We start from the raw sequence: 22,653 nt of genomic DNA, 5'->3' as shown, positions 1-22,653 counted from the left end.
TACGTTCTGAAGCATGACGAAGGCAATCACCGTGGCCGGGCTGCACAAGTCGTTCGGCCGCACGTGCGCTCTGGCCGGCCTCGACCTCGCCGTCGAGACCGGCGAGGTCCACGGCTTCCTCGGCCCCAACGGCGCCGGGAAGTCGACGACCATCCGGGTCCTCCTCGGGCTGCTGCGCGCCGACTCCGGCGCCGCCCAGCTCCTCGGCCGGGACCCCTGGCACGACGCCGTCGAGCTGCACCGCCGTATCGCGTACGTCCCCGGTGACGTGACGCTCTGGCGGAACCTCTCCGGCGGCGAGGTCATCGACCTGTACGGGCGGCTCCGCGGAGGCCTGGACAAGGCCCGGCGGGCCGAGCTGATCGAGCGGTTCGAGCTCGACCCGACGAAGAAGGGGCGGACGTACTCCAAGGGCAACCGGCAGAAGGTCGCCCTCGTCGCCGCCTTCGCCTCCGACGTCGACCTGCTCATCCTCGACGAGCCCACCAGCGGCCTCGACCCGCTGATGGAGGAGGTCTTCCAGCGCTGCGTGGCCGAGGAGCGCGAGCGCGGGCGGACGATCCTGCTGTCCTCGCACATCCTCAGCGAGGTCGAGACGCTCTGCGACCGGGTCAGCATCATCCGCAAGGGGCAGACGGTGGAGAGCGGTTCGCTGGCCGAGCTGCGCCACCTCACCCGTACGAGCGTCACCGCCGAACTCGCCGGCGCGCCCAACGGACTGGCCCGCCTCCCCGGCGTGCACGGCCTCGCCGTCCAGGGCCACCGTGTCCGGTTCCAGGTCGACACCGACAAGCTCGACGCCGTGCTGCGCTCGCTGACCGAGTCGGGGGTGCGTTCGCTGACGAGCACCCCGCCCACCCTGGAGGAGCTCTTCCTCCGGCACTACGCCGACGACGCCCGTACGGACGAGGTGACCGCGTGATGAGTACGCTCGCCGTGCATCTGACCGGGACCGGGTCGCTCGCGCGGCTCGCCCTGCGCCGCGACCGGATGATGATGCCGATCTGGGTCGTCGTCACCGGCGGCCTCGTCGCCGGCGGGGCCGGCTCCCTGGAGGGTCTGTACGGGACCCGGGCGCAACGCGCCGAGCTGGCCGCGTCGATGACCGCCAACAACTCGATGCGTTCGCTGTACGGACCGGTGTTCGGCGACTCGCTGGGCGGGCTCGTGGCCTGGCGGTTCGGCACCTTCGCCGCCGTGCTCGCGGCCGTGATGAGCCTGATCGTCGTCGTACGGCACACACGGGAAGAGGAGGAGACGGGCCGTCAGGAGCTGCTCTCCTCGGCCGTGGTGGGCCGACGGGCGCCGCTGACCGCCGCGCTCCTCGCCGCGCTCGTCGCCAACGCGGGCCTCGCGCTCCTGATCACCGCCGGGCTCGCGGGGCAGGGGGCGGGCGGGGCGCTCGCGCTCGGCCTCGCGGTCGGCGGTACGGGGATGCTCTTCGCCACCACGGCGGCGATCGTCGCGCAGCTGACGGAGAGCGCGCGGCTCGCGAAGGGCCTGACGTCGGCGGTGCTCGGTCTGGCCTTCGTGCTGCGGGCGGCGGGCGACGCGGGGAACGACTCCGGCTCTTCGGTGCTGACATGGCTCTCGCCGATCGGCTGGGCCGAGAACGTCCGCGCCTTCGCGAGTGAACGGTGGTGGGTACTGCTCCTGATCGCGGCGGCCGTGCTCGTCCAGGCGGCGGTGGCGTACGAGCTGGCCGGCCGGCGTGACGTGGGCATGAGCTTCCTGCCGACCCGGCCGGGACCGGCGGAGGGGCGGCTCGGCACGGCCGCGGCGCTGGCCTGGCGGCTGCAGCGCGGGACCGTGCTCGGCTGGTCGCTCGGCTTCCTGCTCGGCGGACTCGTCTTCGGCGGGATGGTCGAGGGGGCGGCGGACATCGTCGGCGACAACGAGCAGGCGCGGGAGATCTTCGAGCGGATGGGCGGACAGAGCGGTCTGACCGACGCGTTCCTCGCGACGATGGTCGGCATGTTCGGGATGATCGCGGCGCTGTACGCGGTCGGTTCGGTGCTGCGGCTGCACGGCGAGGAGACCTCGCAGCGGGCGGAACCGATCCTGGCCAACGCGGTCGGGCGGGTGCGCTGGGCGGCGGGTCACCTGGTGATCGCCTTCGGGGGTTCGGCGCTGATCATGCTCCTGGGCGGGCTCGGTCTGTACCTCTCGTACGGCCGTGAACTCGGCCCGATCCTGGGCGCGTCGCTGGCCCAGCTCCCCGCGATCTGGGCCCTGGCGGGACTGGTGGTGCTGCTCTGGGGCGCGTTCCCGAGCGTGGCGGTGGCCGGGTGGGGCGTGGCGGGACTGTGCCTGGCGCTGGGGTGGATCGGCCCGGCGCTGGACCTTCCGCAGTCGGTCCTGAACGTGTCGCCCTTCGGCCATCTGGCGAAGCTGCCGGGCGGGGAGATGGCGTGGGGGCCGGTGTGGACCCTGACGGCCGTCGCGGCGGCGCTGGTGGCGACGGGTCTGTGGCGCCTGCGGTGCCGTGACCTCACGACGTCCTGAGGGCGGGGCCGACGTCCTGAGGACGGGGCCCGTGGGCCGTCGTCCCGCCCATGCGCCGTCGTCCCTCCCACCGCGGGGACGACGGCCCACGCCGGGCTACACCTCGACCAGCAGCTCGTGGACGCCCCTGATCACATAGCCCGGCTTCCATCGCGGCTCCCCCGCCAGGCGCAGCCCGGGGGCTCTGCGGAGCAGTTCGCCGAAGATCGCGGTCAGTTCCAGGCGGGCCAGCGGCGCGCCCAGGCAGTAGTGGATGCCCGCGCCGAAGGTGATGTGGGGGTTCTCCTTGCGCGTGAGGTCCAGATCGTCCGGGCGGTCGAAGCGCGCGGCGTCGCGGTTGGCCGAGCCGAAGAGGAGGGCGACCTCCGAGCCGCGCGGGATCACGACACCGCCGACCTCGATGTCGTCGAGGACCCACCGCTCGAACATCTGCAGCGGTGTGTCGTAGCGCAGCACTTCCTCCACAGCTGTGGACAACATCCCGACCGGATCGGCCCTCAGCGCCGCCAGCTGCTCAGGGTGCCGCAGCAGCGTCCACCAGCCGTTGACGGTCGTGTTCACCGTCGCCTCGTGCCCCGCGTTGAGCAGCAGCACGCACGTCGAGATCATCTCCTGCTCGGTCAGCTCCTCCACCGCGATGAGGGAGGAGATCAGGTCCTCTCCCGGGTCCTTCCGCCGCCGCTCGATCAGCTCCCGCAGATACGCCGAGAAGTCGAGCGAGGCCTGGACCGCCCGCCGCGCCGTCTCCTCCGACGGGTTCAGCTCGAACATCCCGCAGATGTCGGCCGACCAGGGCCGCAGCAGCCCCCGCTCCTCGTCCTCCTCCGGGATGCCCAGCATCTCCGCGATCACGGCGACCGGCAGCGGCTCCGCCACGTCCGCGAGCAGGTCGCCGCCGCCCCGCGCGACGAGACCCCCCACCAGCTCCGCGGCGAGGCGCTCCACCGTAGGAGCCAGGTTCTCCACCGTCCGCGGGGTGAACGCCTTCGACACCAGGCGCCGGATCCGCGTGTGATCGGCCGCCTCCAGGTCGAGCAGGCCGTGGTCGTTGAGCGTGTGGAACGGCTCGTGCGCGGCGGGCGGGGCCGTACGCCCGAACTCCTCGTGCGTGAAGCGGTGCGTGTACGTGCGGCCCAGGCGCCGGTCCCGCAGCAGCGCCGACACGTCCGCATGGTGCGGGATCAGCCATTGGCGGGTCGGCCCGTACCAGTGCGCCCGGCCCGTGGCCCGCAGCTCGGCGTAGGCGGGGTACGGGTCCGCGACGAAGTCGGGCGACCACGGCTCGAAAGGAACGTCCATGACCGGACGCTACCGGGCCACCACCGACCGGCCTAGGGGTGGCCCGCGGGACACTCCCTAGCCGCCGACCTGCACCAGCCTCGCCTCGTACGCGAACACGGCCGCCTGCGTCCGGTCGCGCAGCCCCAGCTTCACCAGGATCCGGCTCACATGCGTCTTGATCGTCGACTCGGCCACCACCAGATGGTCGGCGATCTCCGCGTTCGACAGGCCCTGCGCGATCAGCACCAGGACCTCGGTCTCCCGCTCGGTCAACTCCCCGACCTGCGACAACGCCGGCGCCCTCGGAGTCTCCGCCGCCTTCGCGAACTCGGTGATCAGCCGCTTGGTCACGGTCGGCGCGAGCAGCGCCTCGCCGGCCGCCACCACCCGTACCCCGTCGGCCAGCTGCCGCGCCGAGGCGTCCTTCAGGAGGAAGCCCGAGGCCCCGGCGCGCAGCGCCTGGTACACGTACTCGTCCAGGTCGAACGTCGTCAGGACGAGGACCTTGGCGTCGGCGTCCGCCGCGACGATCTCGCGGGTCGCGTCGATGCCGTTCAGCTCGGGCATACGGATGTCCATGAGGACCACGTCCGGGCGCAGCGCCGCGACCTGGGCGATCGCCTCGCGACCGTTGACGGCCTCGCCGACGACCTCGATGTCCGGCATCGCGCCGAGCAGCACCGAGAAGCCCTCGCGGACCATCATCTGGTCGTCGACGATCAGTACGCGGATCACTGGTCGGTCTCCTCACGGGTCACAGGGATGAAGGCCGTGACCTCGTAGCCGCCGTCCTCCGTCGCCTCGGCCGTCATCTCGCCGTTCAGCATCGTCACCCGCTCGCGCATCCCGGTGATGCCGTGCCCCGCTCCCATCGACGGGGGCTGACGAACCCCTCCTTGAGGGGTGGTGGCCGGGTGACGGGCGGGCTTGACCAGGCCGCGCGCGGGACCGTTGACGATCCGCAGGCCCAGGCCGCCGAGGACGTACGACACCTCGACCTTCGCCGCGGCCCCCGGCGCGTGCCGCAGCACGTTGCTCAGCGCCTCCTGGATGATCCGGTACGCGGAGAGCTCCACGCCCTGCGGCAGCTCGCGGACCGCGCCGGTCACCGTCTGCTCGACGTCGAGCCCGGCCTCACGGACGTTGCCGATCAGCCCGCCGAGGTCGGCCAGCGTGGGCTGCGGGGCGTCGGGGGCCTCGTAGTCCTCGGCCCGTACGACCCCGAGGACGCGGCGCAGCTCGGTCAGGGCGGCGACGGCGTTCTCACGGATGGTGACGAAGGCCTGCTCCAGCTCCGGCGGCGGGTTCTCGACCCGGTAGGGCGCGGCCTCGGCCTGGATGGCGACCACCGACATGTGGTGGGCGACGACGTCGTGCAGCTCGCGGGCGATGGTGGTGCGCTCCTCGAGCAGCGTGCGCCGGGAGCGTTCCACGGCGGTCACGCTCTGCTGGGCGGTGACGGTCTCCTCCGCCTCGCGGCGGACCTGGAGGACGGTAACGAAGAGCAGCGCGAGCGCGGCCGGGAAGAGGACCGACGCGGCGTTGTCGCTGCCGCCCCGGAGGGTGGCGGCGAAGAAGGCGTACGCGAGGGTGATCACCCACATCCAGGCGGCGGTACGGGGCCGGGTGCGGGCGGCCACCACGGTCATCACCACCACTTGGGCGATACCGGACGTCGGGCCCCACGGCCAGCCGTCGCCGTACGAGCCGAGGAAGGCCACGAAGGGGGTGAAGGCCAGCGACGCCCAGAACGCGAGCACCGGGCGGACCAGCGTCAGCAGCACGGCCACGGCCGGCATCCCGGCGAACACGAGGACGAACACGCCATTGCCGGGCCCGATGTCCAGCCCCACCGCGAAGACGAAGAACGCGAAGGCGGCGACGACCGCGTGCGGCGTCCAGCGGGCCTTCCTGCGTATCCGCTCCGGCAGGCGCCGGGTCACGGGGCCGTCGACCGCCATCGGGTACAACGGCCGGTAGGCGAACGCGTCATGGAAGAGATCCTGCCGCAGCCCGCCGAGCATGCCCTGGGCCAGGCGGAACTCGGGGCTGCGGCTCGTTTCACGGGTGTCTGTCACGTCAGCAACGGTACGGGCGGCGCCGGACGCGGTCGTCACCATGACGACGGATCCTCCCGCGTCCGTCCCAGGTACTACACGCCCCGCGCCGGTGACGCCCTGGAGGCCGACGGCGCCCCTGGAGGCCGACGGCGAGTGCGTCGGGCCGGCGAGGTCCGCAGGTCGCCGGCGGCGCCGGAAACCCGTCAGAACGCCAGCTGCGCGATCTCCTCCGCGACCACCGCGCACGCGTCCGCCGCCGGGTCGATCAGCGGGAAGTGGCCGACGTCCTGGAGGAGCGTGAAGCCGACCGTCTCGCCCGCCTTCGCCGCCGCCTCCACATAGGCGTCCGCGACGGCCTGCGGGACGACGACGTCGTCCCGGCCCTGGACGACCGTGGTGGCGATCCCCGTCGGCAGCAGCAGCGACGGGTCGGCGTGCCGGGCTCGTACGTCGAACTCGCCCTCCCCGCCCAGGAACTGGGTCACCGCCCCGCCGCACACCCCGAGCTCCACGGCCCGGTCGAAGTGCGCGATGGGGGCGAGCGCGACCACGCCGCGCAGCGCGGGCGGGGTCGGCAGGCGCCAGGGCGCGTCGGGTGCGAGAACGTGCCGGGCCGCGGCCCAGAGGGCGAGGTGGCCGCCCGCGGAGTGCCCGGTGAGCACGATCCGGCGCGGGTCGGCCTGCGGCAGATGCTCGGCGGCCAGCCGCGGTACGGCGTCGAGCGCCGCGGCCACGTCGTCGAAGGTCTCCGGCCAGCGGCCGGCGACCGGTCCCGTACCGCCCTGACGGGGGATGGCGCCGCCCCGCCGGTACTCGACGTTGGCGACGGCGAAACCCCGGCGGGCCAGAAAGTCCACGAAAGGAGTCAGATGCTGCCGGTCGTACGGCGCCCGCCAGGCACCGCCGTGCAGCGCGACGACGAGCGGCGCCCGCTGCCGGCCGTCGCGCGGCGCGTAGAAGTCGACGACCTGGTCGGGGTGCTCGCCGTACGCGGCGGACGCGTCCGGGGCGACGGCCGGGTGCGAGAACGCCGACGCTTCTTCGGCGGCGTCGCGCGCGGCGGGGTCCGGCATGCTGTTCCAACCTCTCGGGGACGGGGCCGAATTGGCCTGACCTGCGGGGACCGTATCAGGACTGACGCCCCCACAGATCAAGCGATCATCGGACCGTCCGACCTCAACCGTCGAGGCCGGACCCCACCTCCGCCAGTACCTCGGCGAGGACACGTGCCGCCCGCTCCGCGTCGGCGAAGCCGACGTACAGCGGCGTGAAGCCGAACCGCAGCACGTCGGGGCGGCGCAGATCGCCCACCACCCCGCGCCGGATCAGCTCCGGCATGACCGCGGGTGCGTCGACGCACCGCAGCGCGACCTGACTGCCGCGCTCACCGTGCGCCTCGGGCGTCAGCGACTCGACACGGCCTTGCGGGACGTACACCCGCACGCACTCAAGGAAGAAGTCCGTCAGCGCGAGGGACTTGGCCCGTACGTCCTCGATGCCGACGCCGTCCCAGACGTCCAGCGCCGACTCCAGGGCCAGCATGGACAGGATGTCGGGCGTACCGACCCGGCCCCGCGTCGCGCCCTCGGCCGCCGCGTACCCGGAGGTCATCCCGAACGGGTCCGCGTGGGAGGTCCAGCCGGGCAGCGGCGAGTCGAAGCCGGCCTGGTGGCGTTCGGCGACGTACAGGTACGCGGGCGAACCGGGGCCGCCGTTGAGGTACTTGTACGTGCAGCCGACGGCCAGGTCGACGCCGTGCTCCTCCAGGCCGACGGGCAGCGCGCCCGCGGTGTGGCACAGGTCCCAGATCGCGAGGGCGCCCGCCTCGTGCAGCGCGGCCGTGATCCCGGGCAGGTCGTGGAGCCGGCCGGTGAGGAAGTCGACGTGGTTGACCAGGGCCGCGGCCGTCCGCGGCCCGGCCGCCTCCGCCATGCCTTCGGGGGCGACGGGCACGAGCTTACGGCCGGTCATCCGGGCCGCCGAGGCGGCGATGTACCCGTCCGTGGGAAACGTCGTGGCATCGACCAGGATCTCGTCCCGGTCGTCCGGGCACAGCCGGGTGGCCGCGACGACGGCCTTGAAGACGTTCACGCTCGTCGAGTCGCCGACCACGATCCGGCCGGGGGCGGCGCCGACGAGCGGGGCGATCCGGTCGCCGATCCGCTCGGGCGCGGTCCACCAGCCGCTCTCGTCCCAGGAGCGGATGCGCAGCTGCCCCCACTCGCGGGTGATGACGTCGGCCATCCGGTCGGGCACGTGCGCGGGGAGCGCGCCCAGCGAGTTCCCGTCGAGGTAGACGGTCGCGTCGTCGAGGGCGAACTTCTCCCGCAGCTTCGCCAGCGGGTCGTGCGTGTCACGGAGCAGCGCGTTCTCGCGCAGGGCCTCAGACATGGCTGCGCGCCGTCCAGAGCTCCGGGAACACGTTCTTCTGCGCGCGCTTCTCCAGCCAGGCGACGCCCGCCGAGCCGCCGGTGCCGGTCTTGGAGCCCATGGCCCGGCGGGTGGCGACGAGGTGGTCGTTGCGCCAGCGCCAGATCAGCTCGGCGACATCGCTCAGCGCCTCGCCCAGGCGGACGAGTTCGCCGTTCTGGTCGCCGTCGGCGTAGATCCCGGCCCAGATCTCCTCGATCTCGGGCGACGGCTCGTACTTCTTCGCCAGATCACGGGCGAGCACGGCCTGCGGCACGGGCAGCCCGCGCCGGGCGAGGAGCCTGAGGACCTCGTCGTACAGGCTCGGCTCCTGCAGCGCCTTCTCCAGCTCGGCGTGGACGCGGGGCGCCCCGCGGTGCGGCACCAGCATCGACGCGGACTTCTCACCGAGCAGGAACTCCATGCGCCGGTACATCGCCGACTGGAAGCCGGAGCCCTCGCCAAGGGCCGAGCGGTAGGAGTTGAACTGCGCCGGGGTGAGCTGGGCGAGCGGCCGCCAGGAGTGGTTCAGCGCCTCCAGCTCGCGCACGGAGCGCTTGAGCGCGTCCATCGCCACGGGGATGCGGTCCTCGCGCAGCGCGCGGCTCGCGGTCTCCCACTCGTGGACGATGACGGTGAACCACAGCTCCATGACCTGGGTGGTGACCAGGAAGACCATCTCGCCCGGATCGTCGGAGCGGAGGTGCTGGAGGTGGGTGAGTACGTCCGCCTGTACGTAGTCCTCGTACGGCGTCGTGCCCGCGAAGTCGAGGTTCGGGTCTTCGACCGAACCGGCTTCGGAGGCATCGGGGAAGGTGGACATCGCTGTCTCCTCGATACGCAACTACCGGGTAGCGGTCCGCTCCTTCCGTGTGGCAAGTGGAGCCCCGGTCCCCTCGGTACCGCGCGCTTCGTCGCACGCGGTCCCATGCGCATCATGGCACGATCGGCCCCTCGATGTAGCTACCGTCTTCGTCATACGGATATGCGTTCGAACGACAGCCTTTGAGCCCCTTGATCTGCTGCATCATGACGGGCGCGGGCTTGCCCGCACCGGGGCAGCTCATATGGGTCCGGATGCCGATCTCGTGCCCGACCTCGTGGTTGATGATCAGATGCCGGTACTCGGCGGGGGTCCCGCTGAAGGTCGGGGAGCCCAGCAGCCAGCGCTTCAGGTTCACCACGACGCCGTCCGTGGTCTCGCAGTTCAGCTCGCCGCGCGTGTTGAGGCCCTGGGCGAGACATAGCTTGTCGGCGGTCGCCGGGGTGGCGATCCGGATGACGAAGTCGGCGTTCTCGGAGACCAGCTGGAACCGGCCCCGGCCGTGGGCGGCCCAGCCGCGCGGATGGTCGAGGATCTGCTGGATCTCGGTGGCGACCTGGAGGGCGGAGAGGTCGATGCCGCCCTCGACCTGGACGCGGTAGCGGCGCAGGGAGCCGCCGGTGCCGACGGCGTCGCCGGAGGCCCGGGCGGTGGTGAAGCTGCCTGAGCCCTTGACGGGCACCTGCGGCTTCTTGGGTGCGGGCGGCGGCTTCGGCTTGGCGGAGCTCTTCTTCGGTGCCGGTGTCGGGGTCGCGGCCTTCGGGGTGGGGATCGCCCTGGTCGTCTCGGCCGTGCGGGAGGGGGTGTCCACGGCGCGGTCGGTGCCGGAGTCCTGGCCACTGTTGTAGTGGGCGAGGGCGGCGCCGCCGCCGAGGGAGAGCGTGATCAGCGCGAGCGTCGGAAGGACGAGCCGTCTGACGGGGCGACGCTGGGACCTGCCACGGCCGCGGCCCTGGCTCCGACTGCGGCTGCGGCTCTGCGTTCGTCCCCGGCTCGCGGGTGCGGCGGCGCGCTTGCCCAAGACAGACTTCTCCCCTGCGTCGGCCGGTTGGGGGGAAGAGGGTGGGGCCTCTGTGCCGGCTGCTCTCGGTACAACGGACCGAAGGATCGTAACCGCCGCTTCGAACGGCCTCGAACATTCCCGGAACGATGACCGGTTTCCCCCTGCCCCGCAGGACGGGGGAAACTGGTGCGTCTCCGCGGGCCTCAGCCCCGGGTTTCCGCGGGGCTCAGCCCAGAGTTTCCGCGGGCGTCAGCCCAGAGTTTCCGCGGCCGTTTCCGAGGAGTCGCGCAGGAACGTCGAGCAGCGCTCGTACTCGTCCTTCTCGCCGATCTCTCCGGCGGCCCGCGCCAGCGCGTGCAGGGCCCGCAGGAAGCCGCGGTTCGGCTCGTGCTCCCACGGCACCGGACCGTGGCCCTTCCAGCCGCTGCGGCGCAGCGCGTCGAGGCCGCGGTGGTAGCCGGTACGGGCGTAGGCGTACGACTCGATGACGCGACCGCCCTCGTACGCCTCGTCGGCGAGCTGGGCCCAGGCGAGCGAGGACGTCGGGTACTTCGCGGCGACGTCCGCCGGCGCCGTGCCCGCCGCGAGCAGCTCGCGCGGCTCCGGGTCGTCGGGCAGATGGGTGGGGGGCGGTCCCCCCAGGAGGTTCTCGTGGATGGCCATGGGGCCAGTCTGCCTCAGCCGCCGGTCTCCCGTGCCGTGCGGTCCCCCGGGTCCAAGGGGGGCGCCGTCACCCCACAGTGGACCTTGCACTCGGGGTGGCAGTCGGACGCCTCGGCCGGTTTCCGCACGGCCGCCCAGGCCAGGACCGCACCCGCCACCATCAGCCCCGCACACATCGGCATCGCGCGCCGGAACGTCTCCCCGAACTCCTCCGCCGAGCGGTACGCCTCCGGCCCCATCCCCGCCAGCGTCGGCAGCGCCGCCACCGCGAGCAGTCCGGCCGCCCGCGCCGCCGCGTTGTTGATCCCGCTCGCCAGGCCCGCCCGCGCCACGTCCACCGAGGCCAGGACGGTCGCCGTCAGCGGGGCCACCAGGGCGGTCAGCCCGAGGCCGAGCACCACCATCGCCGGCAGCACGTCCCGTACGTACGAGGCGTCCTCCCCGACCCCCAGCATCAGGATCATCCCGCCGGCGCACAGCAGCGGCCCCACGGTCAGCGGAATCCGGGGCCCGATCTTCTCGCCCAGCTCGCCCGACTTCGCCGAGAGCAGCAGCATCAGGACCGTCGTCGGCAGCAGCGCCGTCCCCGCCGCGAGCGCCGAATAGCCGGAGACCACCTGGAGCTGGAGCGTGGCGAGGAAGAAGAAGCCGCCCAGGGCCGCGTACACGCACAGCGTCACCAGGTTGACCACCGTGAACAGCCGGGACGCGAAGATCGACGGAGGCACCATCGGCTCCGGCAGCCGCCGCTCCAGGGCGACGAACGCCGCCCCGACCGCGACCCCGACCCCCGCGGCCCACCAGGCCTCGGCGATCAGCGCGTACGTCACGAGGGCGAGCGCGGCCGCGCCCAGGAAGGCGCCGAGCACGTCGAAGCGGCCGTGGGCGGACTCGTCGCGCGACTCGGGCACATGGCGCAGCGCCACCGGCACGCACAGCGCGGCCAGCGGCACGTTCAGCAGGAACACCCACCGCCAGCCGGGCCCGTCGACCAGCCACCCGCCGACGAACGGCCCGATCGCCGCACCGACCCCGCCGAAACCGGACCAGAGCCCGACGGCCTTGGCCCGGTCGTCCGGGTGGAAGCTCGCCTGGATCAGCGCGAGCGACCCGGGTGTGAGCAGCGCGCCGCCGATGCCCTGGAGGGCCCGGGCGGCGATCAGGACGCCCGCGTTCGGCGCGAGCCCGCACAGCAGCGAGGCGACGGCGAACCACACGATGCCGACCACGAACACCCGCCGCCGCCCGTACCGGTCGCCCAGCGCCCCACCGAGCAGGATCAGCCCGGCGAGGGTCAGCATGTAGGCGTTGACGGTCCACTGGAGCGCGGCCATGTCGGTGCCGAGGTCCTCGCCGATGTGCGGCAGGGCGACGTTGACGACGGTGGAGTCGAGCAGCGCCATCCCCGAGCCGAGCACGGTGGTGAGAACGATCCACCGCCCGGTGCCCGAGGCGAGCCTGATGTCCATGCCTGCCATCGTCCTCGCGGCGGCGCGGACGTGCATGTTGTTCGGGCGGCCCGGAGCGGTCAGGTCACGCGAAGCCTCGTCGCAGCCCGGACCAGCGCGTCCACGCCCCGTTCCGCCTTCTTCCGCGGACAGCCGACGTTCAGCCGGACGAAGCCCGGCGTCCCGTAGACCTCACCCGGCATGATCGCGACCTTCTCGACCTCCACCAGCTCCCGCTGGAGCGCGGTGTCGTCGATGCCGAGCGGCCGCAGATCGATCCAGGCCAGATAGCCGGCCTCCGGGGGCGTCCAGGTCACCCCCGGCAGCCCGTCCCGGAGCCGCGTCTCCAGCAGGCGCATCGTGTCCGCCACATAGGCCCGCAGCTCGTCCAGCCAGGGCGCGCCCCGCGTGTACGCGGCGACGTGGGCGGTCAGGGAGAGCACGGCCGGGGAGGCGAGCCCCTCGCCCGTCTCCATGCGGCGGACGAACGCCTCGCGCTCGTCGGGGTCGCCGATGATCCCGTACGAGCCGCTCAGCGCGGGAAAGTTGAAGGCCTTCGTACCCGAGGTGATCAGGGCCCACCGCCGGCCGGGCCCCGCCTCGACGAACCGGCTGAAGGGCAGATGGCGCCGGCCGTCCGCCACCAGGTCCGCGTGGATCTCGTCGCTGACGACGGCGACCCCGTGCCGTTCGGCGAGCCGCGCGAACTCCGCGAGCTCGTCCTCCCGCCACACCCGGCCCGTCGGGTTGTGCGGCGAGCAGAGCAGCAGCATCGTGCTGTCCGGCTTCGCCAGCTCCGCCTCCAGCGCCTCGGTGTCCCCGACCGGTACGCGGCGCAGCTCGCGCCCCAGGCCGGTGACGGCCTTGCGGAAGCCGTCGTACGTCGGGGTGTGCACCACCACGCCGTCGCCGGGCGCGGTCCACATCTGGAGCAGCTGCGAGAGCTGGCTCAGCACGGACGGGGCGTAGACCAGCGTCTCGATGTCGAGCGCGGTGTCGTGGCGCGTCGCGTACCAGTGGCGGATCGCCTCTCGGAACTCGCCGATCCGCCATTCCGTGTAGCCGAAGACGCCGTGGTCGACGCGGTCGCGCAGGGCGGTGAGCACCTCGGGCGGGGAGGCGAAGTCCATGTCGGAGATGGTGAAGGGGAGCAGCTCCCCGACGCCGAACCGGTCCGCGATGTCGTCCCACTGGACCGAGCAGGTGCCCCGGCGGTCTATCTCGCGGTCGAAGTCGTACGTCGTCACTCAGGCCTCCTGGAGAGCCGAAGGACCCGGCACCACCAAGTGCCGGGCCCTTCCTTCACATGCCACGCATTCAAACGCGCACCACGTGGCTGCGCCAGCCGATTACTTCAGCTTCGTGCCGGTCGAGCGCAGCGCGGCGCACGCCTCGGTCACACGCACGGCCATGCCGGCCTCGGCGAGCTTGCCCCAGGTGCGCGGGTCGTAGGTGGACTTCTTGCCGACCTCGCCGTCGACCTTCAGGACGCCGTCGTAGTTCTTGAACATGTGGTCGGCGACCGGACGCGTGAAGGCGTACTGGGTGTCGGTGTCGAGGTTCATCTTCACGACGCCGTTCTCCAGCGCGGTGGCGATCTCCTCGGCGGTGGAGCCGGAACCGCCGTGGAAGACGAAGTCGAACGGGTTGGCCTTGCCGAAGCGCTCGGCGACGCCCGCCTGCAGGTCCTTGAGCAGCTCGGGGCGGAGCACGACGTTGCCCGGCTTGTAGACGCCGTGCACGTTGCCGAAGGAGGCGGCCAGCAGGTAGCGGCCCTTCTCGCCCAGGCCGAGGGCCTCGGCGGTGCGGATCGCGTCGTCGACGGTGGTGTACAGCTCGTCGTTGATCTCGTGGGTGACGCCGTCCTCCTCGCCACCGGTCGGGGTGATCTCGACCTCGAGGATGATCCGGGCGGCGGCGGCCTTGGCCAGCAGCTCCTGGCCGATGGCCAGGTTGTCGGCGAGGGTCTCGGCGGAGCCGTCCCACATGTGCGACTGGAAGAGCGGGTTCTGACCGGCCTTGACGCGCTCGGCGGAGACGTCGAGCAGCGGACGGACATAGCCGTCCAGCTTGTCCTTCGGGCAGTGGTCGGTGTGCAGCGCGACCGTGATGTCGTACTTGGCGGCGACGATGTGCGCGAACTCGGCCAGGGCGACGGCGCCCGTGACCATGTCCTTGTTGTGCTGGCCGCCCAGGAACTCGGCGCCACCGGTCGAGATCTGGATGATGCCGTCGCTCTCGGCCTCCGCGAAGCCGCGCAGCGCGGCGTGCAGGGTCTGGGAGGAGGTCACATTGATGGCCGGGTAGGCGAACTTGCCTGCCTTCGCCCGGTCGAGCATCTCGTTGTAGACCTCGGGGGTTGCGATGGGCATTCGTCCGCTCCTTGTGATGTGCGGGTGGGTGCGTTACTAGACCCTGACCTGGGGCGACGTCATCGTCGGGGCCCATCTTTCCAGACTCTTGTGCGGACACCGAGACGTGCGGGGCGGAGCGTTTCACGTGAAACACTCCGCCCCGCCCAAAGCCCCAGGTCAGGGATGCCCCCGAAGGCCTCCGGGACCTAAGTCACGACTTCGCCTCGATCAGGACAATGCCTCGATCAGCCGAGACCCAGCTCGTCGAGCGCGAAGGCGTAGAGGTACGGCACGCCCGCGGTGGTGCTGATCTTCTCGCCCGCGCCCGTGGCCCGGTCCACGATCGTCGCGACGGCGACGACCTCGGCGCCGGCCGCGCGCGCCGCCTCGACGGCGGTGAGCGGGGAGCCGCCGGTGGTGGAGGTGTCCTCGACGATCAGGACCCGGCGGCCCTTGATGTCCGGACCCTCGACCTGACGCTGCATCCCGTGGGCCTTGGCGGCCTTACGGACGACGAAGGCGTCCAGTCGCTTCCCCTGGGCGGCGGAGGCGTGCAGCATCGCCGTCGCGACCGGGTCGGCGCCGAGCGTCAGACCGCCCACGGCGTCGAACTCCAGGTCGGCGGTCAGGTCGAGCATGACCTGACCGACGAGCGGGGAGGCGGCGCCGTCCAGGGTGATCCGGCGCAGATCGACGTAGTAGTCGGCCTCCAGACCCGAGGAGAGGGTCACCTTGCCGTGCACCACGGCCTTGTCCTTGATCTGCTGGAGCAGGTCAGCGCGTACGTCAGTCATGCTCATGAGCTTAAAGCCGCCGCCTGCTAGAGCCGCCGCCAGGCGAACGTGGCCGCGATCTCCAGCGGCTCGATCGGGGTCACGTACTGCGGGAGCGTGTTCAGGCCGTTCGGCGGGCCGGACTGCGGCTCCACACAGACCGCCGCCTCCTGCTCGTCGTAGATCACGACCCATTCGCTGCGGCTGGTCACCTTCAGCTCCAGCTGCTCCGGCCAGGTGAGGGTGACGTCGACACCGCCGGACATGCCGAAGCAGTCGTCCCAGGGGCCGGGGGTCGGGCCGATCCGACGCCCGGTGGGGAGGTGGTCCTCGCCGCGCTCCTCCTGCCAGTCGGCCGTGAAGTCGATCCGTACGGGAGCGCCGCCGTCGAGGCTGCGGTTGAACCAGGGGTGCCAGCCGGCCTGCGCCGGGAAGGAGTCGGCGAGGGTCTCGACCCCGAGCTGGAGGGTGAGGCCCTCCTCGGTGAGGGCGAAGGTCTGGGTGACCCGGCCGGCGTACGGCCACGGGTCCCCCAGCTCGTAGGTGAACGCCGCCGAGCGCCCGCCGTCGTCCGCCGTCCGTGCGGGCTTCCAGGCGGAGTCGCGGCCGGTGCCGTGGATGGCGTGCGGCGGCGAGTTGAGGGGCATCTGGTGCTTCACTCCGCCGTTGCGGAACTGCCCCAGCTCGATCCGCCCGCACCAGGGCACCATCGGGAAGCAGCCGTACCGCTCGCCCTGGCGCAGGAGCTCCGTGCCGCCGATGCGCAGGCTCTCGATGCGGCAGCCGTTGTCGGGGTTGATGGTCAACTCGGCGTCGCCCGCCGTCAGTCGCGTCTGCTTGCTCACGCCCCGACAGTAGACGGGGATCAGCGCCGGCGGCGCAGCGCCCGGCCGACGACCACCGCGGAGGCGAGCGCGAGGGCGGCGGCGGGGGCGATCCAGCGCAGGGTGGCGCCCGCGGTGGTCGGCTCCGGGGCGGGCACGGGGGCGTACCGGCCGCGCGGCGGGGCGTGGTCGACCTCCTCGGCGCTCCGTCCGATCATCGTGCGCCGGGCGTGGGCGGCCTCGGCGGCCGGAGGCTGGGCGGGGTACTCGACCGGGGTGTCGTCCTCGAAGTCTCCGCCCTGGAACGGGTCGAGCGAGGGCGGGGGGACGGGCGTCTCGAAGACCGACGGGCGGTGGGGCTCCTCGACGCCGTCGTCGACACCGTCGCTGTCGCTGTCGGCCTCGTCGTCGAGCGCGTCCAGGGACTCGTCCACAGACTCGGCCGCGGGCTCGTGCGCGGATCCGGCTCGGGACTCGGTCCCGGACGCGGTTCCGGACTCGGCTCGGGACTCGGTCCCGGACTCGGTCCCGGACTCGGCCTTGAGCTCGGCGATCTCGGCTTCCGCCGCGGACCCGGCGTCCGGCTCCTTGGCCGCCGCGGCCAGTCCGGACACGAACTTGTCGATGAGCCGCTGGGCCGCCGCCTCCCGTGCCTCATCGGAGAGGTCGGCGAGGCGGCCCGCGCTCTTCACCGCGCCGGTGAAGGCGAGCGTCGTACCGTCGGCCACCGGGGTGAGCGCGATCGCCAGGGAGAGCTTCACCGAGCCCTTGCCTCGGACCTCGGTGCCCTTGCCCTCGACCGCGATGACCTCGTCCCGTTCGGTCAGCCGCAGGGCGCCCCGATAGGTGATCGTGTTGCCGCCGGCCCGGATCCTCAGCCGGCCCGCGAGCGGGCCCGCCTCCGCGTCCTGCTGGAGACCGGGGACACAGCGCGCCACCCGTGCGGGGTCCGTCAGGGTCGCGCGGAGGACCTCGGCCGGTACCGGAACGAACACCTCATGCTCCATGGAAGCCGAGCCTACTCAGACCGGGCGTCGTCGTCGCCTGTTTGTCCCGGGTCCGCGCCTTCGGCCACCCAGGCGGCCATCCACGCGCTCAGCCGCCGTACCGCGGGTGGATCAACGTCGAGGGCGGCGGCGGGGCGCCCCGGTCGTCCCTGGTCCGCTCGGCGGCCCGCGCCCCCGTCACCAGGGCGCCGGCCGTCAGGGACCGCAGCCGGGGCGTGTCGGGGGCGAGGCCCAGCTCGGGCGGGTAGGTGCCCGCGGCCGCGAGCAGGTAGCCCCAGTCACCCGTCCCCGTGTCCGTGTCGCCCGAGCGGTCGGCCCGGTCGGGGCCCGCGGCGAGGTGCGCCCCGCGGCCGTACGCGCTGTAGGCCCGGGTCGCGAAACCGGCCGCGCGCAGGGTGGAGTCCACCGTCCAGAACGTGTGGGGGCGGGCGGAGGCCGAGCCGGCGTGCACGACGAGCCGTCCCTCGTCGGCGAGGACTCGGGCCGCGAGGCCGTAGAACTCCTCCGAGTACAGCTTGGTGCCGGCCGAGATCCCCGGATCGGGCAGGTCCGAGATCACCACGTCGTACCGCTCGCGCGGCCCCTCCTCCTCTCCCGCAGGCCCCGTCGTCGCCGTCTCGCGCAGCCAGCGGAAGGCGTCCGCCGAGGCGACCCGGACGCGCGGGTCGCGCAGGGCGTTCGCGTTGAGCGCGGCAAGTTCGGGGTGGCTCCGGGCGAGCCGTACGACTCCGGGGTCGATCTCGACGACGGTGACCGACCGGACGCCGGCGTAGCGCAGCACCTCGCGCGCGGCGAGGCCGTCGCCGCCGCCGATGATCAGCACGCGCGCGTGCGGGCCGTTCATCGCGGGGTGCACCAGCGACTCGTGGTAGCGGGAGGCGTCCTCGCCACCGGCCCGCAGCCGGCCGTCCACGAAGAGATCCGGCGGGCTGCCGCGCTCCCCCGTCACCACGACTTCCTGGAGGTCGGTCTGGACGGCGACGCGCACGCTGTCGCCGTACACCGCGCGCCGCGCGGCCCGTTCGAAGTCGTCGACGAGGACGGTGGCGGTGGCGAGAACGGCGAGTACCGCGAGGTTCGTACCGATCAGCAGCGCCCGGGACCGGCCGGTCAGATCGCGCCGGAACAACCACAGCACCAGACCGCCGCCCGCCACCGCGTTCACCGCTCCGGTGACGAGCGCGCCGGTGAGCTGACCGAGCCAGGGCAGCAGCAGGAAGGGAAAGGCGAGGCCGCCGACGAGCGCGCCGACATAGTCCGCGGCGAACAGGTCGGCGACGGTCCCGGCCGGATCGGTCGCGCTCTCCTTCTCCCGTACGCCGGGTGAACGCGCCGACTCCGCACGCTGGATCAGCGACATGAGCAGCGGGATCTCCGCCCCGATGAGGACCCCGATGGCGAGCGAGAACGCCACCAGGACGTACCGCGCCTCGCCCAGCCAGGCGAACGCCGCGTACAGCACGAGGGCCGAGCAGCCTCCGATCAGCGCGAGGCCGCCCTCGACGAGCCCGAAGCCGACGGCGGCGCGACAGCGCAGCCTCTTGGCGAGCAGCGAGCCGACACCCATCGCGAAGACCATCACGGACAGCACGACGGAGGCATGGGTGACGGAGTCGCCGATCAAGTACGAGGCGAGCGCGACCAGTTCCAGCTCGTAGACAAGCCCGCAGGCGGCGCAGACGAAGACGACGACGAGGACCGGAAACCGCACCGCTCTCGGCCGCACGGGCAGCCGCGTCACCCTCTTGGGTGGCATGGTCAGGGGCGGATCGATCATGTTCGTAACGCTACGTCACACACTTGTCGCTGCTTGTCACCCACACGAGTGCACCTGGTGCTCCGGGACGGCGCATTACAGCGTGGCGGGCATACGAACGCCGATCTGCGTCCTGGTGACCACCAACTGCCCTTCCTGCGGGTACGCGTGCCAGGTGCGCCACCGCACCTGGCCCTCGTGGCGCTGCGCCAGCATCGCCGTGAAGGCGTGCGGGGAGCCGGGGAACGTCCCCGCGAGGCCGTTGGGATGGTCGGCGACGAGTGCGAGCAGCTCCTGGGCGCGGCCCGCGAAGGAGCCGTGCGAGAGCTTCTCGACGCGGGCGGCGAATTCGTACTCCCATCCGCCGATGCGCTTGGAGACGCCCAGCGGCAGCGGCGTACTGCTGCCGGGCATACAGGCGACGGTCTCCGAGCAGTTGTACTGCTCTTCCTCCAGAAGCACCTGATGGGAGGCGCCGAGAAGCCGCAATTGCAGCTTCGCGCCGGTCAGTTCGAGGTCGAGCACGGCGAGGGCGGGCAGCGGCTCGCGCCCGAGGGCCCAGGCCAGATCGGCCGCACGCGTATCGGTGTAGGAGGTCTTCAGGGTCGTGAGCATGGGTCGGCTCCGCAAACACGGTTTGACGGGTGGGCCGGGGGCGCCCCGGAGAAGGGTCCAACGGGAGTGGGGGATCGCCGGCTCGGGTCCACACACGGTCCGAGGGCTGTCTTTATCAAGTGCGAGGGAATCATGGACGTCGAGCGACTCGCAGCGCTTTTACCCAACTTGCCGTGGTTTCCATCCCCTTCGGGGACCCCACAGTTCACTTGTTCAATCGGAATCGATTACGGCTCCAACACGAAGGTGCCCGGCCAATGTTGGACCGGCCGGGCACCCGGGTGACCGCGAGGACGACTGCCCCGTGTCAGTCGCCCCCGCCGCCGCCCCCGCAGCCGCCCCCGCCGCCGCAGGACGAGCCGCCCCCGCAGCCGCCTCCGCCGCCGTCCGACCAGCCCCCACGGCGCCGTCGACCGCCCCCGCGCCGTGCGCCGCCGACGGATGAGGCGACGCCCGCCACCACGAACAGAATGATGACTCCGATGATCAGAACTTCCATGTGTGACACCCCCGTAGGTCTTGTGTGACAGGGGGATGCCCTCCACGCCTCCGGCCCAAAGCGCACTTGAGGAAGTCCAGAGCTTCCCCGCAGGATGACGGGCATGACACGACCGCTGCTCAACCGCCGGCTCGCCGAGTTCGGGACGACGATCTTCGCCGAGATGTCCGCGCTCGCCGTCCGGACCGGGGCGATCAACCTCGGCCAGGGCTTCCCCGACACCGACGGCCCCGAGGAGATCCGGGAGGCCGCGGTCCGGGCGCTGCGCGACGGGCGCGGCAACCAGTACCCGCCCGGCACCGGCGTCCCCGAGCTGCGCACCGCCGTGGCCGAGCACCAGCTGAAGCGGTACGGGCTCGCGTACGACCCCGACACCGAGGTCCTCGTCACGGCGGGCGCGACCGAGGCGATCGCGGCCGCGCTGCTCGCCCTCGTCGAGCCCGGCGACGAGGTGATCGCCCTGGAGCCGTACTACGACTCGTACGCCGCGTGCATCGCGATGGCGGGCGGCACGCGCGTACCGGTCACGCTCCGCCCGCACGAGGGCGCCTACCGCCTGGACCTGGACGAGCTACGGGCCGCCGTCACCGACCGGACCCGGCTGATCCTGCTCAACACCCCGCACAACCCGACCGGCACCGTCCTCACCCGCGCCGAGCTGACCGCGATCGCCGAACTCGCCGTGGCCCGCGATCTGCTCGTCGTCACCGACGAGGTGTACGAGCACCTGGTCTTCGACGAGGCCGAGCACCTGCCGATCGCGAGCCTGCCGGGGATGCGGGAGCGCACGGTCACCATCGGCTCGGCCGGCAAGACCTTCTCCTTCACCGGCTGGAAGGTCGGCTGGATCACCGCGAGCCCGGAGCTCACCGCCGCGGTGCGGTCCGCCAAGCAGTTCCTCACCTATGTGGCGTCCGGACCGTTCCAGTACGCCGTCGCCGAGGCGCTGCGCCTGCCCGACACGTACTTCGACGACCTTCGGGCCGATCTGCGCGCCAAGCGGGACCTGCTGTGCGACGGTCTGGCGCAGGCGGGTTTCGAGGTCTACCGCCCGGCCGGGACCTACTTCGTCACCACCGACATCCGCCCCCTCGGCGAGTCCGACGGCTTCGCCTTCTGCCGCGCCCTGCCCGAGCGCGCGGGCGTGGTGGCCATCCCCAACGCCGTCTTCTACGACCACCGCGCGGAGGGTGAGCCGTTCGTCCGTTTCGCGTTCTGCAAGCGCGTGGATGTCCTGGAGGAGGCGGTCTCCCGTCTGAAGGGCTTGGCGGGCTAGGACGACGGGCACCTCACGGGGCCCCCGGCGAGCGGGATTTTTCACCCGGTGGGCCCCGCGCTCGCGCGCGCTTCCTCCGTGCCGCGCCGATGGTCGGGTAGACCGATTTGTCGGGCTGATCCCGATTCTCTTCATCGAAGCCGCTCCCGATTCCCGTGCGCACGGAGGTGCACCCTGTCCGCCGAGACTCTCGACCGCCGGGCCACGACGGCCGGCGCCCGGAGCGTCCCCCGTTGGCGGGCCTCGCTGTACCGGGCCGCCCCCGCGCTCGGTCTGTTCGCCGCGGCCCGGCTCACCGGGATGCTCGTGCTCGCGGTCTGGGCCTGGCACGTGGGACGCTCACCGCGGGCGCTGCTCGCCACGTCCTGGGACTCGGACTGGTACACCCGGATCGCCGCGCACGGCTACGGCCACACGCTCCACTGGCCCGACGGCGTCGTCCAGTCCGACCTGGCGTTCTTCCCGCTCTACCCCGCCCTGGTGCGCGCCGTCACCACCGTCCTGCCCGTCGAGGGCGGTACGGCCGGGCTGCTGCTGTCCTGGCTGTCGGCGGGCGTCGCGGCGTGGGGGATCTACCTGATCGGCGAGCGGCTGCACGGACGGCCCACCGCCGTCCTGCTCGTCCTGCTCTGGGGCCTGCTGCCGCACTCGATCGTGCTCTCGATGGCGTACACCGAGCCGCTGATGACGGCCCTGTCCGCCTGGTCGCTGTACGCGCTCCTCACCGGCCGCTGGCTGTGGGCGGGCGCTCTGGCCGCCGTGGCCGGCCTGTCCCGCCCCAACGGCGTCGCCATCGCCGCCGCGGTCCTGGTCGCGGCGGCGTACGAGCTGTGGCGCGGGCGCGGCCGGGCCGATCCGCGCGTATGGGCCGGTGCCGTGCTCGCCCCGGCCGGGTGGCTCTCGTACCTGCTCTGGGTGGGCGCCCGGCGCGGCGATCTGCTGGGGGGCTACTTCGCCGTCCAGGACGGCTGGACCTCCCGCTTCGACTTCGGGCGCGGCGCGCTGCGGTTCGTCCTGGAGATGCTGCGGGGGCCGACGCAGTTCGGCTTCGGGATGGCGCTGCTGATCACGGGCGCCGGGGTACTGCTCTTCGCGCTGCTCGCGCTGGTGGAGCGGCCACCGCTGCCGGTCCTGGTCTACACGGCCGTGCTCGTGGTCATCACGGTCGGCGGCTCAGGCTTCTTCGAGTCCAAGCCGCGCTTCCTGCTGCCCGCGTTCCCGCTGCTCCTCCCGCTGGCGCAGGCACTGACGAAAGCCCGGCCGAGGGCCGCGATCGTGGTGATCGCGGCGCTGGCCGGGCTCTCGTTCAGCTTCGGTGCGTACGCGCTGACGCTCGCACGCATGGCCCTGTGAGGGG

The 22,653-nt window shown here is 72.4% G+C and carries 21 protein-coding genes; 4 read left to right on the top strand and 17 right to left on the bottom strand.

Annotated elements, in window-relative coordinates; translation table 11 throughout:
* Positions 1 to 13: 13 nt before the first annotated feature.
* Complete coding sequence (locus ACFY8U_RS16670) at positions 14 to 922, top strand: ATP-binding cassette domain-containing protein (RefSeq protein WP_389570580.1); 909 nt, start codon at positions 14 to 16, stop codon at positions 920 to 922.
* Positions 922 to 2,505 carry an ABC transporter permease gene (locus ACFY8U_RS16665; RefSeq protein WP_389570577.1) on the top strand — a complete coding sequence of 528 codons (1,584 nt, stop codon included), beginning with the start codon at positions 922 to 924 and terminating at the stop codon, positions 2,503 to 2,505. Before ACFY8U_RS16670 ends, ACFY8U_RS16665 begins: the two co-directional genes overlap by 1 nt.
* Positions 2,506 to 2,601: 96 nt before the next feature.
* On the opposite strand, the gene ACFY8U_RS16660 is transcribed toward ACFY8U_RS16665, so the two are convergent.
* The 17 genes from ACFY8U_RS16660 to ACFY8U_RS16580 form a co-directional block, all read right to left on the bottom strand.
* Positions 2,602 to 3,804, bottom strand: a complete 1,203-nt coding sequence (locus tag ACFY8U_RS16660) for a cytochrome P450 (RefSeq protein WP_389570575.1) — start codon at positions 3,802 to 3,804, stop codon at positions 2,602 to 2,604.
* A gap of 57 nt (positions 3,805 to 3,861) precedes the next feature.
* Entirely contained in the window at positions 3,862 to 4,521 is a 660-nt protein-coding gene (locus tag ACFY8U_RS16655) for a response regulator transcription factor (RefSeq protein WP_352190399.1), read from the bottom strand.
* Positions 4,518 to 5,906: a sensor histidine kinase gene (locus ACFY8U_RS16650; RefSeq protein WP_389570572.1), complete on the bottom strand. Its 1,389-nt coding sequence runs from the start codon at positions 5,904 to 5,906 to the stop codon at positions 4,518 to 4,520. The genes ACFY8U_RS16655 and ACFY8U_RS16650 overlap by 4 nt, the downstream gene beginning before the upstream one ends.
* Positions 5,907 to 6,049: 143 nt before the next feature.
* Positions 6,050 to 6,919 (bottom strand): alpha/beta hydrolase, encoded by an 870-nt coding sequence (locus ACFY8U_RS16645; protein ID WP_361441946.1) that lies wholly within the window; start codon positions 6,917 to 6,919, stop codon positions 6,050 to 6,052.
* A 103-nt stretch (positions 6,920 to 7,022) separates the two neighbouring features.
* Complete coding sequence (gene kynU / locus ACFY8U_RS16640) at positions 7,023 to 8,237, bottom strand: kynureninase (protein WP_389570569.1); 1,215 nt, start codon at positions 8,235 to 8,237, stop codon at positions 7,023 to 7,025.
* Complete coding sequence (locus ACFY8U_RS16635; RefSeq protein ID WP_361681337.1) at positions 8,230 to 9,078, bottom strand: tryptophan 2,3-dioxygenase family protein; 849 nt, start codon at positions 9,076 to 9,078, stop codon at positions 8,230 to 8,232. Before ACFY8U_RS16635 ends, kynU begins: the two co-directional genes overlap by 8 nt.
* Before the next feature lie 112 nt (positions 9,079 to 9,190).
* The gene (locus tag ACFY8U_RS16630) at positions 9,191 to 10,099 is read right to left on the bottom strand and encodes a DUF3152 domain-containing protein (protein ID WP_389570566.1); all 909 of its coding nucleotides are present in this window, start codon (positions 10,097 to 10,099) and stop codon (positions 9,191 to 9,193) included.
* 231 nt (positions 10,100 to 10,330) lie between these two features.
* Entirely contained in the window at positions 10,331 to 10,744 is a 414-nt protein-coding gene (locus ACFY8U_RS16625) for a DUF3151 domain-containing protein (protein ID WP_389570563.1), read from the bottom strand.
* A gap of 14 nt (positions 10,745 to 10,758) precedes the next feature.
* Positions 10,759 to 12,213 carry an MFS transporter gene (locus ACFY8U_RS16620; RefSeq protein WP_389570560.1) on the bottom strand — a complete coding sequence of 485 codons (1,455 nt, stop codon included), beginning with the start codon at positions 12,211 to 12,213 and terminating at the stop codon, positions 10,759 to 10,761.
* Positions 12,214 to 12,272: 59 nt separating this feature from the next.
* On the bottom strand, positions 12,273 to 13,439 hold the full coding sequence (locus ACFY8U_RS16615; RefSeq protein ID WP_389570558.1) for a MalY/PatB family protein: 1,167 nt from the start codon (positions 13,437 to 13,439) through the stop codon (positions 12,273 to 12,275).
* A 102-nt stretch (positions 13,440 to 13,541) separates the two neighbouring features.
* On the bottom strand, positions 13,542 to 14,564 hold the full coding sequence (gene fbaA / locus ACFY8U_RS16610) for a class II fructose-bisphosphate aldolase (protein ID WP_389570555.1): 1,023 nt from the start codon (positions 14,562 to 14,564) through the stop codon (positions 13,542 to 13,544).
* A gap of 227 nt (positions 14,565 to 14,791) precedes the next feature.
* Positions 14,792 to 15,340 carry an orotate phosphoribosyltransferase gene (gene pyrE, locus ACFY8U_RS16605; RefSeq protein ID WP_260228269.1) on the bottom strand — a complete coding sequence of 183 codons (549 nt, stop codon included), beginning with the start codon at positions 15,338 to 15,340 and terminating at the stop codon, positions 14,792 to 14,794.
* Positions 15,341 to 15,366: 26 nt separating this feature from the next.
* Positions 15,367 to 16,164, bottom strand: coding sequence for an aldose 1-epimerase (locus ACFY8U_RS16600; RefSeq protein ID WP_389570553.1), 798 nt, complete (start codon positions 16,162 to 16,164; stop codon positions 15,367 to 15,369).
* A gap of 20 nt (positions 16,165 to 16,184) precedes the next feature.
* Positions 16,185 to 17,150, bottom strand: coding sequence for an SRPBCC domain-containing protein (locus tag ACFY8U_RS16595; RefSeq protein ID WP_389570550.1), 966 nt, complete (start codon positions 17,148 to 17,150; stop codon positions 16,185 to 16,187).
* 88 nt (positions 17,151 to 17,238) lie between these two features.
* Positions 17,239 to 18,927, bottom strand: a complete 1,689-nt coding sequence (locus ACFY8U_RS16590; protein ID WP_389570548.1) for a polyamine aminopropyltransferase — start codon at positions 18,925 to 18,927, stop codon at positions 17,239 to 17,241.
* A gap of 75 nt (positions 18,928 to 19,002) precedes the next feature.
* Positions 19,003 to 19,521 carry a DUF2617 family protein gene (locus tag ACFY8U_RS16585; protein WP_389570546.1) on the bottom strand — a complete coding sequence of 173 codons (519 nt, stop codon included), beginning with the start codon at positions 19,519 to 19,521 and terminating at the stop codon, positions 19,003 to 19,005.
* Between the two features lie 307 nt (positions 19,522 to 19,828).
* Positions 19,829 to 20,020 carry a hypothetical protein gene (locus ACFY8U_RS16580; protein WP_389570545.1) on the bottom strand — a complete coding sequence of 64 codons (192 nt, stop codon included), beginning with the start codon at positions 20,018 to 20,020 and terminating at the stop codon, positions 19,829 to 19,831.
* Positions 20,021 to 20,114: 94 nt separating this feature from the next.
* Between ACFY8U_RS16580 and ACFY8U_RS16575 the strand changes: the two genes are divergently transcribed.
* Entirely contained in the window at positions 20,115 to 21,296 is a 1,182-nt protein-coding gene (locus ACFY8U_RS16575; RefSeq protein WP_389570543.1) for a pyridoxal phosphate-dependent aminotransferase, read from the top strand.
* 174 nt (positions 21,297 to 21,470) lie between these two features.
* Entirely contained in the window at positions 21,471 to 22,649 is a 1,179-nt protein-coding gene (locus ACFY8U_RS16570) for a glycosyltransferase family 39 protein (RefSeq protein ID WP_389570945.1), read from the top strand.
* Positions 22,650 to 22,653 lie beyond the last annotated feature (4 nt).

The sequence above is a fragment of the Streptomyces sp. NPDC012508 genome (assembly GCF_042902595.1).
Classification (GTDB): Bacteria; Actinomycetota; Actinomycetes; order Streptomycetales; family Streptomycetaceae; genus Streptomyces.
This window is presented reverse-complemented; position numbering and strand designations above follow the sequence as displayed.

Coding starts and splice junctions, on each gene's coding strand:
- ACFY8U_RS16670 (WP_389570580.1), top strand. CDS start 14: ATGACGAAGGCAATCACCGTGGCCGGGCTGCACAAGTCGTTCGGCCGC.
- ACFY8U_RS16665 (WP_389570577.1), top strand. CDS start 922: ATGAGTACGCTCGCCGTGCATCTGACCGGGACCGGGTCGCTCGCGCGG.
- ACFY8U_RS16660 (WP_389570575.1), bottom strand. CDS start 3,804: ATGGACGTTCCTTTCGAGCCGTGGTCGCCCGACTTCGTCGCGGACCCG.
- ACFY8U_RS16650 (WP_389570572.1), bottom strand. CDS start 5,906: ATGGTGACGACCGCGTCCGGCGCCGCCCGTACCGTTGCTGACGTGACA.
- ACFY8U_RS16645 (WP_361441946.1), bottom strand. CDS start 6,919: ATGCCGGACCCCGCCGCGCGCGACGCCGCCGAAGAAGCGTCGGCGTTC.
- kynU (WP_389570569.1), bottom strand. CDS start 8,237: ATGTCTGAGGCCCTGCGCGAGAACGCGCTGCTCCGTGACACGCACGAC.
- ACFY8U_RS16635 (WP_361681337.1), bottom strand. CDS start 9,078: ATGTCCACCTTCCCCGATGCCTCCGAAGCCGGTTCGGTCGAAGACCCG.
- ACFY8U_RS16625 (WP_389570563.1), bottom strand. CDS start 10,744: ATGGCCATCCACGAGAACCTCCTGGGGGGACCGCCCCCCACCCATCTG.
- ACFY8U_RS16620 (WP_389570560.1), bottom strand. CDS start 12,213: ATGGACATCAGGCTCGCCTCGGGCACCGGGCGGTGGATCGTTCTCACC.
- fbaA (WP_389570555.1), bottom strand. CDS start 14,564: ATGCCCATCGCAACCCCCGAGGTCTACAACGAGATGCTCGACCGGGCG.
- pyrE (WP_260228269.1), bottom strand. CDS start 15,340: ATGACTGACGTACGCGCTGACCTGCTCCAGCAGATCAAGGACAAGGCC.
- ACFY8U_RS16595 (WP_389570550.1), bottom strand. CDS start 17,150: ATGGAGCATGAGGTGTTCGTTCCGGTACCGGCCGAGGTCCTCCGCGCG.
- ACFY8U_RS16590 (WP_389570548.1), bottom strand. CDS start 18,927: ATGATCGATCCGCCCCTGACCATGCCACCCAAGAGGGTGACGCGGCTG.
- ACFY8U_RS16585 (WP_389570546.1), bottom strand. CDS start 19,521: ATGCTCACGACCCTGAAGACCTCCTACACCGATACGCGTGCGGCCGAT.
- ACFY8U_RS16580 (WP_389570545.1), bottom strand. CDS start 20,020: ATGGAAGTTCTGATCATCGGAGTCATCATTCTGTTCGTGGTGGCGGGC.
- ACFY8U_RS16575 (WP_389570543.1), top strand. CDS start 20,115: ATGACGGGCATGACACGACCGCTGCTCAACCGCCGGCTCGCCGAGTTC.